Source organism: Candidatus Nitrospira neuquenensis (assembly GCF_979578155.1).
Window position 1 is genome coordinate 1 of record NZ_CEFZDU010000006.1, and the last position, 14,937, is coordinate 14,937.

A 14,937-nucleotide genomic window follows, 5' to 3' on the forward strand; every position below is an offset into this window, starting at 1 on the left:
TCCATTGTGGAGGACTGGATCTCTATCCGACCCACACGAAAGCCTGAAGAGCCGTAAAATTTTTCTGTTTGCAGCCCCCTACACCACCGGCCGGTCGGCCGACCACCTGCCACGAGGGCGCCGAAGTCATTGCCGGATTTCGACATTTTTCCTCATTTCGTCCGCGGAACCCGCCTGGTCCGGTCCTTGCTGTGCCTCCGGTGCGACAACGGCCCCTGCCTGTCTCACCGGCGACGGCGCGGGCCCAATTGCGAGGAGGTGCACCATGACCAGACTCACGAGCCCCTTCATCGCAGCCGGACTCTCTTTTCTCCTGCTCCAGACCGGGCCGGCGCCGGCGCAGATCGCGACGGAGGAGGCGCAACTTCAGACCCAGGAGCAGGAGATCAACCGCAGCGGCGGCTTGGGGCAAGACCGGGCCCGCGCGGAGGCCCTGGCCAGGCAATTCACCGTCTCCGTCTCGACGGTCGAGGAGATGCGGGACAAGAAGCAGGGCTGGGGCAGCATCACCATCCAACTGGCGATGGCGGCCCATCTCGTCAAGCTGGACCCGACGACCTACCCGACGATGGCCGACGCCCTGAAGAAGGTCGAAACGCTCCGCGCCGAGGGACGCGGCTGGGGGAACATCGCCAAGGAACTGGGCTTCAAGCTGGGGCCCGTCGTCAGCGACGTCCAGCAGGCCCGCCGGGAGCTGAGGGCCGAGGCCCGGGGCGACGCGCGGGTCGAAAAGGAGCGGGATCGCGGCCGGGCCGACCTGCACGCGGAGGGCCGGCTCGACCGACCGGATCGCCCCGCCAGGCCCGAACGCCCGGAGCGGCCGGCCAAGCCGGAGCGGCCGGAGCGGCCCGGCCGCTGACCGGGCGCCGAGGAAAGCGAGGAAAGGCGCAGACAGCCATGAACACCGCGACGACACGAGGACGGGCATCGGGCGGAGCCCTGCCGCGCCTGCTCCTGCTGGCGGGGCTCTTCATCGGAGGCTGGGAGGGCGCGGCGCGGGCCGCCGAGCCCGCGCCCGGCACCTGGACCGTCGGCGGCGGGATCGGCTTCCTGGCCAATACGCCGGACGACACGGCCTTTGCCTTCAACCTGAACGTGGACCGGTTCCTGACTCAGCACTGGTCCGTCGGTCCCCTCCTGCAGATGGGCTTCACGGGCGACATGGTGCAGACGGGGGTCTCGGGCCAGGGCAAATACTGGATGGACCTGCCCGGCATGTCCAACCGGTTGAAGCTGGTCATACAGGCGGGGATCGGGTTCGTTCACTCGGACTACCGGGACGGCGACACCTCCTGGCTGATCCCGATCGGCGTGGGGCTGGACTACAAGGTGGACGACACGGTCACGCTCACCTCCACGTTCTTGCTCAACTTCACCGACCTGGACACCGGTCGAGGGACCGGGTCCAGCGTGATGCCGGGACTGACCTTCGGCGTCCGGTTCTGACCGAACCGACTGATCAGCCTCGACCACGACGAGACAACGAGACGTCGGCGAAGCCCGGCCGCCGGGCCGGGCACGGGCGCGGACCGTCGTCCGCGGTCGGACCGGCGGCGATGAGGAGGAGACCATGCTGCGACTTCGCGCGTACCGGGCCGGACTTGCGGCCCTGGCGATCGGCGCCCTGCTCACGACCAGCGCCTGCTACGGCCCCTTCAACCTGACCCGCACGATCTACAACTGGAACGGCAAGGTGCAAAGCTTCCAGGACATCCCGGCGAAGTGGATGCAGGAGGCGGTCTTCGTGGCCCTCGTGCTCATCCCCGTCTATCCCTTCGCCCTGATCATCGACGCGCTGTTCTTCAACTCCGTCCAGTTCTGGACCGGCGAGAACCCGATCAAGGTGAGCGAGGCGCCCGACGGGGACGGCCGGATCATCACCGCCGGCGACATGACGATCACGATGAGCGCCCCGGACGCGGACGGCCTGGTGCTGGTGACCTACAGGCGGGACGGGCGGGTCTTCGCCCGCGCCAGTCTCCGGACGGAGAACGGACGGATCAGCCTGACGGACGCGGGCGGCGACGCGCTGCTGTCGGCGGAGGTCGGCCCGGCCGGCACGGTCCAGATCGTGGATCGGGACTGCCGGCTGATGGGGATGCTGCCGGTGGAAGCGGCGGCGCTGGCCGCCGGGCCGTCGCCCTCGACCGCGCCAGCCGGGCCCCTGTCCTGACCGCCGAGCGGACGGCGCTCGTGTCCGGCCTCGCGAACCCCCGCGACCTGCTGTTCGCCGCCAACTGGACGCCGGCGCCGCGGGTGAGGGTCCAGTCCTCCTTCGAAGTGGGCCTCTCCAGCGGCGCCCCGAACTACGGCCTGACCGGAGGCCTCGCGGTCCGCTTCTGACGGGGTTCGGCGCAGGCCGGCCGGCGGCCGCCGGAAGAGCAGATGGAGACACCGAGCACAGGGCCCAAACCCGGGCGTGCGCGGCGCGCGGCGCTGTGGTCGGGCCTCGCCCTTGCCCTCCTCCTCTCCTGTTACGTCGGCTACCTTTGGCTGACGATCACCCTGCCGGGCCCTTTGGACCGCCGCACCCTCCTGGTCTACGCCGCCTCGGGCCAACTACTCAGCAGCCTGGCGGATGGGACGAGGCTGGTCCGTCGCTGGGTCCCCCTGCGCGACGTGCCGGCGCCGGTCGTGTCGGCCGTCCTCGCGGCGGAAGACCACCGGTTCTACGACCATCCCGGCGTCGATCCGCTCGCGATCGGCCGCGCGCTCTGGACCAACCTCCGCCACGGGGAGGTCCGCCAGGGCGGGAGCACGATCACCCAGCAACTGGCCAAGAACCTCTACTACGGCCGGCAGCGGACGATCACGCGCAAGGTCCAGGACGCGCTCGCCGCCCTCGTCATCGAGCGGATGTACGACAAGGACCAGATCCTCGAAACCTACCTGAACGAGGTCTATCTCGGACAGATCGGCCCGGTGGCCATCCACGGGATCGGCGAGGCGGCCTACCGGTACTTCGGCAAGCCGGTCGGCCGGCTGACCCCGGCCGAAGGGGCCCTGCTCGCCGGCATGATCAAGGGGCCGAACACCTACTCCCCGCTCAGGGACCGACACCTCGCCCGCAAGCGCCGCAACGAGGTCCTCCGGCAGCTCAGGGACCTCGGCCGGCTGTCCGAGGAGGAGTACCGGACGGCGATCAACAGCCCGCTCACGCTCTCGCCCCGGATCGAGGGCCTGACCCTCGGCCCCTATTTCCTCGACTACGTGCTCCAGGAGGTGGAACGCTCACAGACGCCGGGACTGCCCCCCGGCGCCCGCATCGACACGACGCTCGATCCCCGGCTCCAGCGGCTGGCGGAAGGAGCGATGGCGAAGGGGCTCGCCCGCCTGGAGTCCCGCGTGCCCGAGGCGCGGACCAGGAGCCAGCCCCTACAGGGCGCGCTCGTCGCCCTCGACGTACGGAGCGGCGCGATCCTGGCCATGGTCGGCGGACGCGACTACCGGGCGAGTCAGTTCAACCGGGCGGTCCAGGCCAGGCGCCAGGCCGGCTCGCTGCTCAAGCCCTTCGTCTATCTGGCCGCCCTCGAGGCGGGCGCGGAGGTCGAGGGCCGGCCCCTCACCCCCGCGACCCTCATCAAGGACGAGCCCTTGACCTTCGACGCGGGCGCCGCCGCCTGGTCCCCGCAGAACTATGATCGGCAGTACCGCGGGCCGGTCAGCGCCAGGGCCGCGCTCGAACAGTCGCTCAACGTCCCGGCCGTCCGCCTCGCCCAGGCGCTGGGCGTCAGGCCCCTCATCGCCCTTCTGGAGCGGCTCGGGCTCGCCGGCCCCTTCGGCGAAGACCTCTCGCTCGCCCTGGGCTCGGCCGGCGTGTCGCTGCTGGAGATGACCGCCGCCTACGGCGCGCTCGCGCAGGGCGGCCTCTACCTGTCGCCGACCGGCCTGCGCGCGGTCGGCCTGCCGACGGGCGAGCGGCTGCTGCCCGCCCCCCAGGAGCGACGTCAGGCGGTCTCGCCCCAGGCGGCTTACCTGACCACCTCGCTCCTCCGGGGCGTCGTGGACCGGGGCACGGGGGCGCAGACAAGGGCCCTGGGCCTCACGGCCGTCCTCGCGGGCAAGACCGGCACGACGGACGAGGAGCGCGACGCCTGGTTCATCGGCTACACGCCGGACCTCGTCATCGGCGTCTGGGTGGGGTTCGACGACGGAACGCCGCTGCGCCTGACCGGCGCCCAGGCGGCCCTGCCGATCTGGGTGGACTTCGCACGGCAGGTCATCCCGGCCGACTCCCCGGACTTCCCGCAGCCGAGCGGAATCGCCGTCCGGATGGTGGACCCGGCGAGCGGGCTCCTCGCGACGGCGGACTGCCCCGAGTCCGTCGAGGAGGTGTTCATCGAGGGGACGGAGCCGGAGGACTACTGCCCCCTGCACGGTGGGGGATTTTGGGACCGCCTCAAGCGCGGCCTCGGCCTGTGACTACTGCCGGTACCCGTACAGCCAGCGGGCGGTCGTTCCGCCGACGTTCCTGACCGAATGGCGGGCATGGGCGGGAATGAACACTTCCTCGCCCGGCCGAGCCCGGAACGTCCGCCCCTGAATCTGCAGCTCTAGCTCGCCCTCCAGGACCAGGAGCAGCTCGTCCATCTCATGGACATAGTCCTCCCACGTCCGCCCCGGCGGGTCCGTCCAGAGTCCGCAACTGAAACCGCGGGCGTTCCAGTCGCGCTGCACCCGCGCGCGGTCGGTCGTCGTCTCGATCATGGCTCCCTCCTCGAACAACCATGGCGCGTCGGACCGAAGGGCCGTCGCGGCCGCGGGCACGCGGCCCCTCACCAGATGCGGAGGTCGTTCCCGTCCAGGACGTACTCGTAGATGCCGTTGAAGGTCACGCCCGCCCCCAGGGCCAGCCGCCGGGCGGCGGCTCGACGCCCCTTCGGCACGAACAGATAGAAGGGGACGCCCAGGACAGCACCATCCTGCCATCGGCGATTCGCACGCGAGGCCGACAACGATTCCTCACTCTCCACCTCCGCGATCCATTCGACTATCCGTCTGCCGGAATCCGCTCGCCAGACGACGACGTCGGGCTCGGCTCCCGCCTCGGCCGGCAGCCGACCCCGCTCCGCATCCGTCGTGATCGTGATCGTCCACTGGACGGTCCTGGCCCACCGCTCCGCGACCAGGCTCACCACCCTGTCGTGCAGCGACTCGATGCCGATCTCGCCGGCGAGGACGTTCATGGGCGCGCCTCCCGTCCGTGACCAGGGATTCCGGCTTTCCCTTCCGTGCTCAGAGAGATGACGCCGAAGCCCGCAAGGGGCTTCGGCGCCCATCAACCCTTTCTCCACGCTTCAGGAGCACCCGCTCGTCGCGCCGCAGCCCATGCACTTCAGGCAGGTGCCGTTGCGCACCAGCTTGAACTCCTTGCACTCCGGGCAGGGGTCGCCCTCGTAGCCCTTGAGCTTGGCGCTGGTGACCGCCGTGTAGGTCAGGGTCTCGCGCTGCAACTCCAGCGTGTGCGCCACCGTCTCGTGGCCGTTGGAGCCGTTGCCGTGATCCTGGCGCTTCGGGAAGATCGGGCTCAGCTTGGCCGTGGCCAGCGCCTGGGCGTCGGTCGGCTCCTCGTCCGTGCACTCGGGGTCCTGCTTCACCGTGTCGCCGCGCAGGTCGTCGGCCAGGACCTGGGCCAGGTCGTCCCGGCCGAGGTAGGTGATGGCGAGCTCGCGGAAGATGTAGTCGATGATCGAGGTGGACATCTTGATGTGATCGTTCAGCTTCACCGGGCCGTTGGGCTCGAACCGGGTGAAGACGAAGGCCTCGACGAACTCTTCCAGCGGCACGCCGTGCTGGAGGCCGAGCGAGATGGCGATCGCGAAGCAGTTCATGAGGCTCCGGAACGCCGCCCCCTCCTTGTGCATGTCCAGGAAGATCTCCCCCAGCGTGCCGTCCTGGTATTCGCCGGTCCGCAGGTAGATCTTGTGGCCGCCGACGACGGCCTTCTGCGTGTAACCCTTCCGCCGCGCCGGAAGCGGCCGGCGCTTGGCCAGGTACCGGACCATGACGCGCTCCGCCGCCTTCTCGGCCGCGCCCAGCACCTCGACGCCCGCCGCCTCGACCGCCGCGCCGGAGTCGCTGGAGGCGTTCAGCGGCTGGCTGAGCTTGGACCCGTCCCGGTACAGGGCCACGGCCTTGAGCATGCTCTGCCAGGACAGGAGGTAGGCCGCCTTGACGTCGTCGAGCGTGGCGTCGGCCGGCATGTTGATCGTCTTGCTGATGGCGCCGCTGATGAAGGGCTGGGCGGCGGCCATCATACGGATGTGCGCCTCCACGGGGATGAACCGCCGGCCCGTCCGGCCGCAGCGGTTCGCGCAGTCGAACACCGCGAGATGCTCCGGCTTGAGGTGCGGCGCGCCCTCCACGGTCATCGTCCCGCAGCAATAGTCGTTCGCCGCGAGGATCTCCTCCTGCGTGAACCCCAGGACCCGGAGCATGTTGAACGCCGGGTCGTTGAGCTGCTGGTCGGTGAGGCCGAGCTTCTCCCGGCAGAACTCCTCGCCGAGGGTGAACTTGTTGAACGCGAACTGGATCTCGAAGGCCTGGCCGAGCGACGCCTCCAGCCGCTCGATCGCGGCCGCGTCGAAGCCCTTGGCCTGGAGCGTCTCGTGGTTGATGAAGGGCGCGCCCTTGAGCGTGCGGCGCCCCGTGCAGGCGAGCACGATGTCGTTGATCTGGGCCTCGCTGTAGCCCAGGGTCTTGAGCGCGGGCGGGAGGCTCTGGTTGATGATCTTGAAGTACCCGCCGCCGGCCAGTTTCTTGAACTTGACGAGCGCGAAGTCCGGCTCGATCCCCGTCGTGTCGCAGTCCATGACCAACCCGATCGTGCCGGTCGGGGCGATGCAGGTGACCTGGGCGTTGCGGAACCCGTAGGCCGTGCCGAGCTCCAGCGCCCGATCCCAGGCCCGCCGCGCCCCGAGCAGGAGGTCGGGCGGACAGTGCTCCGCCTGGATGCCCACGGGCTTGACGGTGAGCCCCTCGTACTCCTCGTCCGGCGCGTGGTAGGCCGCCCGCCGGTGGTTGCGGATGACCCGCAGCATGGCTTCGCGGTTCCTGGCGTACCCCTCGAAGGGGCCGAGCTCCGCCGCCATCTCCGCCGAGGTCGCGTAGGCTTCCCCGGTCAGGATCGCGGTGAGCGCCCCGCAGATGGCCCGCGCCCTGGGCGAGTCGTAGGGGATGCCGAGCCGCATGAGGATCGTGCCCAGGTTCGCGTAGCCGAGCCCGAGCGTGCGGAACACGAAGCTCTTCTCCGCGATCGAGCGGCTCGGGAAGGAGGCCATGAGCACGCTGATCTCCAGCACGATCGTCCAGAGCCGGACCGCGTGCCGGAAGTCCTCCAGGTTGAACCGCCCGTCCTCCGTGTAGAACTCGCCGAGGTTGAGCGAGGCCAGGTTACAGTTGTGGACGATCAGCCCCTCGACGATCAGCGAATGGGTCACCGGCTCGGAGACGTCGTAGACGTCCTCGATCCCCTCCTGCACGATGTCCACGACGCGGGCCCGCCGCCCCTCATTCACGTTCCCGCGCCAGGGCTGCTCGGCGACGGTCATCGCCTCCTTGGCCTTCCCTGGCGACAGCGGGAACCCGATGAGGTGGCAGAACTTGTACGCCTGGTACCCGTAGATGCGAAGCTGGCCCTGGGTGTTCTTCCGGCTCGCCGGATGGTACCACCCGATGGAGGAACGGATGCCGAAATCGGCCAGCAGGACCTGCACGTCGCGGAGCAACTCGCGCGAGCTCGACGCGAGGTGGACGGAGAAGAACGATGCGTCCGACGTCTCCTTGACTTCCACCGAGCCGTCGGCGCTGAACAGGGCGCCGATGAAGGCCGCCTGCGCGACCTTGGGCGCCGTGAAGAGGGGCTCGGGCATCCGCTTCTCGGTCGCCGGGGCCGGCTTCATCCCGAGGGACCTCAGGAATTCCACGACTCCCCTGGCGCTCGTGCCGATCTGGCAGACTCCGTTCTTCTGCTCATGCACGAGTATCCCACGCTCCTGTCCGCCCTGTTCGCGGTGGAGCCGCTGGAAGTAGGCGCCGAGCCGCTCGCGCGCGTGGATGTCCTCCGGGCCGAAGACCAACTGCGCGCCGGACTCCTCGGTGAAGACCCCGCCCCCGAGCAGCCAACCGAGGAACAGCGCGCGCTCGACCTCCGCCTCACTACAGCCCCCAAAATCGATCGGAGCCGACTCGCGCTGCATCTCCACGGCATCCTCGTTGATCACGAGGTGGCGGACTTCCTTCCATCCGTCCTGCGTGAGCACTCGATGGTCGTCCGTCAGCCGCAGTTCCTGGCCGGTCGAGAGCTTGACGCGGTACACCGGCTTGCGGCCCGTCTTGACGACGACGGCCGGCCGGTACGCCAACTGCCGATGGTCGGCCGCCTCGGTCGCCAGTTCCGTCTTGATCAAGACCGACCGGCCCTCCTGCTGGCGGCGGTACAGTTCGGCGACGGGCACGAGCCCCTCGCGCGTCGCGACCCGCATATCTCCAGCTAGACACGCGGTATCGTCGAGGAACATGTACTCGGAGCACGGGTTCGACGCGTTGATCCGGCCGTCCTCCGGGCAGGTGTGCCACTCGTTGATCGTGGTGTCGTACTGGACGCCGGGGTCCGCGCAGAGCCAGGCGGCCCAGGCGATCTTGTCCCACAGCTCACGGGCCTTGACCGTCTTGGCGACCTTGCCGTCGGTCCGGCGCGTGAGCGGCCAGTCTCCGTCCCGCTCCAGCACCTCGAAGAAGCCGTTCGGGATGCGCACGCTGTTGTTCGAATTCTGGCCCGAGACGGTCTGGTACCCCCTCCCATCCCAGTTCGTGTCGTACTCGTGGAAGACGAAGTGGGTGTAGCCCTGCTTGGCGTAGGCGAACATGCGCTGGATGTAGGCCTCCGGCACGGCGGACCGGCGGGCGGCCCGGATCGCCGCCTTGAGGCCGGGGTTGCGCTCGGGATCGGTCTCGACCCTCGCGCCCCCGCTCCCGTCGGCCAGGTAGCAGGCCTTCAGCACGTCGTTCAGCCGCTGCGCGCAGATCTTGGAGCCGGTGACCATCGCGGCCACCTTCTGCTCCTCGATGACCTTCCAGTCGATGAACTCCTCGACGTCGGGGTGATCCAGGTCGAGGCAGACCATCTTGGCCGCACGCCTGGTGGTGCCGCCGGACTTGATCGCCCCGGCCGCGCGATCCCCGATCTTGAGGAAGGACATGAGGCCGGAGGACCGGCCGCCGCCCGAAAGCCGCTCGCCGTCGGCGCGCAGCTTGGAGAAATTCGTGCCGGTGCCCGAGCCGTACTTGAACAGCCTCGCCTCGCGCACCCAGAGGTCCATGATCCCGCCCTCGTTGACGAGGTCGTCCTCGATGGACTGGATGAAGCAATTGTGGACGACCACGTTGTTTGAGAGGTACTGGCCGCTCTCCGTCTGGATGTCGAAGACCGGCTGGATACCCGCCGCTTCGATGCGGACGATGGCCTCCTCCCTCAGCCCCGGCAGTGCCCTGCCCGCAAACCGGCTGGAGCAGGCCTCCTGCAGCTTGCGTCGCTTCGCCTCGGAGACGAAGCCGACGAGGTCGCGGAACCGCCGCCTGGCCTCGGCATACCCGATCGACACGACGTAGGGCACCCGCCGGTTCTCCCGGGTCTCGACGCCGCGCTGCACCCGCGCGTAGATGCCCAGGTTCAGCAGCAGCGCCTGGACGCCGAGCGCCAAGGGGTGCGACGTGGTCGTGAGCACGATGGCGGCGGCGCGGCTCCCGCGCGAGCGGAGTCGGACCGTCCCATCGGCCTGGAACAACGCCTTCAGGTAGGCTGCCTGGGCGTCCACCCCGGCCGTCCTGATGGTGGACGGCACGGCCAGGTCTTCCTCCCCCGGCAGCAGCCCGTAGGCGTCGACGAACGGCCTGAGCGCCTCTCCGTCCAGGCGGATACGGCGGAGGTCCAGGCCTTCAGCCTGGGTGTCCACCGGTCGAACATGGTAACGGTGGCCCGGAAATACCCGTTCGATCCGCTCGAGGACAAACGTGTATTCCTCCTTGTCGAGGGTCATGAACTCGATCGTCGGGCTGCGGTTCGTACCTTCCCGGCACTGGCCGACGAACCCGTCACCCTGCAGCCAACCGGCGAGCGCCGCCTCCGCGATTTCCCGCGCGTCGCTCTGTCGCGCCACGGTCGTGGCCGTCGACAGCCGCAGTCTCATGCCCGGCGCGAGCTCGTCCACCCGGCGCCAGGAGCCGGTCTTCCGACGCGCGTCCAGCGCATAGACCAGGTGGTCGGGCGTGGCTTCGACGCAGGCGCCGTTCTTGAGCCGGACGCGGAAGACCGGCTTGTCGCCGTTCTCCCTGACCGCGACGATCCTGGTCGTTCCACGGCCACCCTTCAGCCCGTCGAAGACCTCAAGACCGATCAGCCGCTTCGTCACGATCTCCCCGATCGGTATGGGCCCCTGCGGCGTGGAGACGAGCGCGTGGTATGGCTGGCACGCATGGGGCTGCGGGTGCTCGAAGGCGTTCGTCGCCTTCATCGTCTCGCGGGTGACTGGGTCCACGTAGTAGTGGCCCTGGGCCGGGCCGGACAGGCCGTAGGCCCAGTGCAACCCGGTGTTGAACCACTGCGGCGAGTTCGGAGCGGCCATCTGGTGGGCGAGCATGTAGCAGAGCTCGTCGTAGAAGGCCGCGGCGTCCTCGTCCGTGTTGAAGTAGCCGTGGGTCTTCCCCCAGTGGGTCCAGCAGCCGGCCAGGCGGTGGAAGACCTGCTTGGCGTCCCGCTCGCCGCCCAGCAACGGCTGCCCGTCCGGTCCGGTCAACGGCGCGCCGTCCGGGCCGACCTGGGGCACGCCGGCCTTGCGGAAATACTTCTGCGCAAGGATGTCCACCGCGAGCTGGGACCATTGCTCGGGAACGTTGATGTTGTCCAGCTTGAAGACCGTCGAGCCGTCGGGGTTCCTGATCTCCGACGAACGCTTCACGAAGGTGATGCCCTGGTAGGGATCCTGGCCCTTTTTCGTGAACCGGCGTTCGATTCTCACGTCGTGCCTCCCTCTTCAATAATGGGAATCCGCGGCCCCAACCGGCTCCGCGACCCGAGCCCTTGCCTACCCTTGCAGCCGCCGGCGGCACCGGGGCGCCGACGCCCCGCCCCTTAGGAGCAGCGGTCAACTGTGACGAGCCTGTCGTCTGGAGATTGTCGCCGGATCGAGCGAGCGCCGGACCTGCCCACGAGCGACCTCTGGCAGCCTGGAGAAAGGGGAAAATCCACGGCCCCCGGCGGAAGATGGCGCGCACTATAGACCCAGGATTAGTGTTTGTCAAGAGCGCTCCCCCAACATATGGTAGGAGTCTGGACAGGATGGGGATAACCTGGGAGAGGGAGGCTGCTCGGGGCACTGGAAGCGCGGCGAGCCCGCAGGGCTGACTTATCCACAGGATCGGCGTGAAGTGGGCCGGGGGGGGTTGCGGCCTATTGCGGAAGGGTGGCGCCGAACCTGCCGAGCTTGCGAATAGCCTCTTCGGCCCCGGGCAGGGGAAGGAACCGATGGGCGATGCCGAGCACCAATACCCGCTGCTCCAGCAGCCTCGTCTCGAACAGGCTGAAGGCGACGTAGTCCCGCCGGACCGTATTCGTGCGGATGAGGGAACCGATGAGCCGATGCCCCTGGCCCTCGAGCATCTGCGCCACCCGTTCCCGCTCGGTCCCGCGACCGGCCTGCCCGGCCCCGCCGATCGCCCGCTGCGCCGTCGCCGCGACGAACTCCGTGTAGTCATCCAAGGTCGGGTTGGTCGAGACCAGCCCGATGCCCAGGACCAACAGCAGGACCAGGCCCACCAGGGCCCCCGTGCTCATGATCGTGCCGTCTTCCGGGGAACGCCGCGGCCCCGGCCCGGTTTGACAATCACGGCCGGCTCGCCTATCGTCGCCGCCCAGGCCCCTCGCCGCCTTCCTGGCCGGCGCGGAGAAAGGAGTCTCGCCATGTATGTGTGGAGCAAGCGCCTCGTCATCGGACTGCTCGCCGGCTTCACCCTGCTCGGGCTGCTCTTCCTGGTCGAAGGGTCGGCGGCCGGCCCGAGCGGGCTCAAGCCCCACACGACCAGATGGATCCTGCTCAATTACAGCGGGCTGCTCGTCTGGCTGTTCGTCTGGATGATCGACCAGGCGCGCGTCCGGGGGAAGAACGTCTGGCCCTGGCTCCTGCCCTTCCTCCTCGCGCCGCTGCCCGCCCTGATGGCCTTCGTCCTCTTCCTCCAGCGCCGGCTCAAGCCGTGACCGGCCCCGCCTACCCGATCACCACCTTGGACTCGGGGTAGCGACGCAGCATCTGCGACGGCGTCTTGACTGAGAAGAGCCCGATCATCAGGGGCCCGAACCGCCCGATCAGCATCGTCAGGATGATCACGCCCTTGCCGACGCCGGTGAAGAGCGCCGACAGGCTCCGGACCCCGCCGTCCCCGACCGAGAGGCCCACCGTGCCGATCGCCGAGGTCACCTCGAACATCAGCGAGAGGAACGAGCGCTGCTCCGTGTAGGCCAGCAGCAGCGTCAGGGCGGTCACGGCCGCCATCGCCAGCACCGCCAGGCACGTGGCGCGCACGACGAGGTCCGGGGCGATCCGCCGGTGGAAGACCTCCACGTCCGCTCGCTGCCGCAGGATCGACCAGATGGAGAGCCAGACGATCGCGAAGGTGGTCGTCTTGATGCCGCCGGCGGTGCTGCCGGGCGACCCGCCGACCGCCATCAGCAGGATGATGAAATAGAGCGTGGCGTCGCGCATCAGGCTCAGGTCCACCGTGTTGAAGCCCGCGGTACGCGCCGAGACGGAATGGAAGTAGGACACCAGGGCCTGATCGGACGTGGGCAGGGGCACGAACGTCTTCGGGTTGTTCCACTCCAGAGCCCAGATCCCGAGGGTGCCCGAGACGAGCAGGAGCACGGACACCAGCACCGCGAGCTTGGTGTGGGTCTGGAACCGGAAGCGACGGCCGCGCACGTTCTCGACCACATCCTGGAACACCAGGAACCCGATGCCCCCCAGGATGATCTCCGTCGTGATGACCGAGTTGACGACCAGATCGCTCCGGTAGCGCATCAGATTGTCGGAGAAGAGCGAGAAGCCCGCGTTGTTGAAGGCCGAGACCGAGTGGAAGAGGCCGACGTAGAGAGCCGCACCCGGGTCCATGTCGAGGGAAAACCGCAGGGCGAGCACCGACGCGGCGGCGCCCTCGATGAGCAGGGTGACGGCCACGATCGTCTTGACGAGCCGGACGAGCCCTTCCATGTCCAGCGCGCTGAGCGCTTCGGCCATCATCATCCGCTCCTTGAGCCCGATCCGTTGCCCCAGCGCGAGCAGCAGCAACGTGGCCATGGTCGAGTAGCCGAGGCCGCCGACTTGGATGAGCAGCATGACGACGACCTGGCCGAAGACAGTGAAGTCCTTCGGCGTGTCCAGGACGATGAGCCCGGTCACGCAGACCGCCGACGTGGCGGTGAACAGCGCGTCGAGGAACCGGATCTCCACCCCGGGGGCGGTCGCCCAGGGCAGCATGAGCAGCGCGGCGCCGGCCAGGATGACGGACACGCCGGCCAGGGCGACGACCTGGCCGGGCAGCAGGCGCACGGCCAACAACCGCTCGAAGAGCGGGCGGTTCATCATCCAGGTCAGGCTCCCCGGTTTCATCGCGTGCGTCCTCCCGTTTCGTCCCCCCCCTCGCCGGGGCTCCGGCCGAGACGGAGGAGGTCTCCCCGCAGCCACAGGAGCAACGCCAGCCCCGGCAGCGCGACCAGGACCGTCACCAGGAAAAACCAGACCCAGCCGACCGCCTCCACGAGGAAGGCCGCGGGCGGTCCCACGAGCACGCGCCCCATCGCGCCCAGGGCCGAGAGCAGCGCGAACTGCGTGGCCGAGTAGCGCGCGTCGCAGAGCGCGATCAACAGAGCGACGAAGGCCGCCGTGCCCATCCCGCCGGCCAGGTTCTCGACCGCCACCGCAGCCACCATGACCGGGTAGCTCTTCCCGACCCAGGCCAGGGCCATGAACGTCAGGTTGGACAGGGCCTGCCCGACCCCGAACCAGAGCAGCGCGGCGAACAGGCCGATGCGAGCCATCAGCGCACCGCCCGTCAGCGCCCCCGCGATCGTCGCCAGGAGCCCCATGCCCTTGTTCACGAGCCCGACGTCCGTCGGGGTGAAGTCCACGCCACGGATCAGAAAGGCCGTGGTCAGGGAGCCGGCGAAGGCGTCGCCGAGCTTGTAGCAGACGATGAGCGCCAACAGCATCGGGACCGCCGGGCGTGCGAGCAGTTCCCTGAGCGGCCCCGCCACCGCCTCGGTCAGCGACGTCGGAGGGTCGGTCGCCGCCTCCGGCTCCGGGCTTAACCACGTCGCTCCCACGGCCACCGCCATGATCAGCGCCATCAGCCCATAGGTCCGGGCCCAGCCGATCTGCTCCGACAGGATCAGGGCCACGGCGCCGGAGAGGAGCATCCCCAGACGGTACCCGGTCACCGAGAGCGCCGCGCCCAGGCCCCGCTCCGCCGGCCGCAGCACGTCGGCCCGGTAGGCGTCGAAGACGATGTCCTGGGAGGCGGACAGGAAGGCGACAGAGAGCGCTACCCCCGCGAGCAGCCAGGGAGCGGCCGACGGGTCCGTTCCCGCCATGGCCGCGAGCCCCGCCGCGACCCCACACTGGGTGAGGGCCATCCATCCGCGCCGGCGCCCCAGCCACGGCGGGACGAAGCGATCCATCAGGGGCGCCCAGAGAAACTTGACGGCGTAGGGCAGTCCGACCAGCGTGAGGAGCCCGATCGTGCGGAGGTCCACGCCCTCCACGGTCAGCCAGGCCTGGAGCGTGGCTCCGGTCAGCGCGAGGGGTACCCCCGAGGCGAGGCCCAGGGGGACCATGAGGGTGAGCCGGCGCGGGGGAAGGAACGGGGCGGCGGAAGTCTCGCTCACCGAGG

General features: G+C 69.2%; 12 protein-coding genes. 6 read left to right on the plus strand and 6 right to left on the minus strand.

Going from position 1 to position 14,937, the window contains the following annotated elements:
• The first annotated feature begins 265 nt into the window (after positions 1-265).
• The 5 genes from AC1U7O_RS03110 to AC1U7O_RS03130 all read left to right on the plus strand — a co-directional run bounded on the left by AC1U7O_RS03110 (position 266) and on the right by AC1U7O_RS03130 (position 4,422).
• Complete coding sequence (locus AC1U7O_RS03110) at positions 266-859, plus strand: hypothetical protein (protein WP_479893112.1); 594 nt, start codon at positions 266-268, stop codon at positions 857-859.
• A gap of 38 nt (positions 860-897) precedes the next feature.
• Positions 898-1,446: a hypothetical protein gene (locus AC1U7O_RS03115; protein ID WP_479893113.1), complete on the plus strand. Its 549-nt coding sequence runs from the start codon at positions 898-900 to the stop codon at positions 1,444-1,446.
• 124 nt (positions 1,447-1,570) lie between these two features.
• Positions 1,571-2,173, plus strand: coding sequence for a DUF3332 family protein (locus AC1U7O_RS03120; protein WP_479893114.1), 603 nt, complete (start codon positions 1,571-1,573; stop codon positions 2,171-2,173).
• A gap of 20 nt (positions 2,174-2,193) precedes the next feature.
• Positions 2,194-2,343: a hypothetical protein gene (locus AC1U7O_RS03125; RefSeq protein ID WP_479893115.1), complete on the plus strand. Its 150-nt coding sequence runs from the start codon at positions 2,194-2,196 to the stop codon at positions 2,341-2,343.
• 42 nt (positions 2,344-2,385) lie between these two features.
• Positions 2,386-4,422: a transglycosylase domain-containing protein gene (locus AC1U7O_RS03130; RefSeq protein WP_479893116.1), complete on the plus strand. Its 2,037-nt coding sequence runs from the start codon at positions 2,386-2,388 to the stop codon at positions 4,420-4,422.
• Here AC1U7O_RS03130 and AC1U7O_RS03135 read toward each other — a convergent pair whose 3' ends face one another.
• The 4 genes from AC1U7O_RS03135 to AC1U7O_RS03150 form a co-directional block, all read right to left on the minus strand.
• On the minus strand, positions 4,423-4,707 hold the full coding sequence (locus tag AC1U7O_RS03135; RefSeq protein WP_479893117.1) for a cupin domain-containing protein: 285 nt from the start codon (positions 4,705-4,707) through the stop codon (positions 4,423-4,425).
• Between the two features lie 68 nt (positions 4,708-4,775).
• Entirely contained in the window at positions 4,776-5,186 is a 411-nt protein-coding gene (locus AC1U7O_RS03140; RefSeq protein WP_479893118.1) for a hypothetical protein, read from the minus strand.
• A gap of 111 nt (positions 5,187-5,297) precedes the next feature.
• Complete coding sequence (locus AC1U7O_RS03145) at positions 5,298-11,015, minus strand: LAGLIDADG family homing endonuclease (protein WP_479893119.1); 5,718 nt, start codon at positions 11,013-11,015, stop codon at positions 5,298-5,300.
• A 431-nt stretch (positions 11,016-11,446) separates the two neighbouring features.
• Positions 11,447-11,830 carry a DUF4359 domain-containing protein gene (locus tag AC1U7O_RS03150; protein WP_479893120.1) on the minus strand — a complete coding sequence of 128 codons (384 nt, stop codon included), beginning with the start codon at positions 11,828-11,830 and terminating at the stop codon, positions 11,447-11,449.
• Positions 11,831-11,956: 126 nt separating this feature from the next.
• Here AC1U7O_RS03150 and AC1U7O_RS03155 point away from each other — a divergent pair, with 126 nt between their 5' ends.
• Positions 11,957-12,250: a hypothetical protein gene (locus AC1U7O_RS03155; protein ID WP_479893121.1), complete on the plus strand. Its 294-nt coding sequence runs from the start codon at positions 11,957-11,959 to the stop codon at positions 12,248-12,250.
• 10 nt (positions 12,251-12,260) lie between these two features.
• Here the strand turns inward: AC1U7O_RS03155 and AC1U7O_RS03160 are convergent, their stop codons facing one another.
• Both AC1U7O_RS03160 and AC1U7O_RS03165 read right to left on the minus strand, forming a co-directional pair.
• Positions 12,261-13,658 carry a TrkH family potassium uptake protein gene (locus AC1U7O_RS03160; RefSeq protein ID WP_479893122.1) on the minus strand — a complete coding sequence of 466 codons (1,398 nt, stop codon included), beginning with the start codon at positions 13,656-13,658 and terminating at the stop codon, positions 12,261-12,263.
• A complete protein-coding gene (locus AC1U7O_RS03165) occupies positions 13,655-14,932 on the minus strand; it encodes an AmpG family muropeptide MFS transporter (RefSeq protein WP_479893123.1) in 1,278 nt (425 codons plus the stop codon). Before AC1U7O_RS03165 ends, AC1U7O_RS03160 begins: the two co-directional genes overlap by 4 nt.
• Positions 14,933-14,937 lie beyond the last annotated feature (5 nt).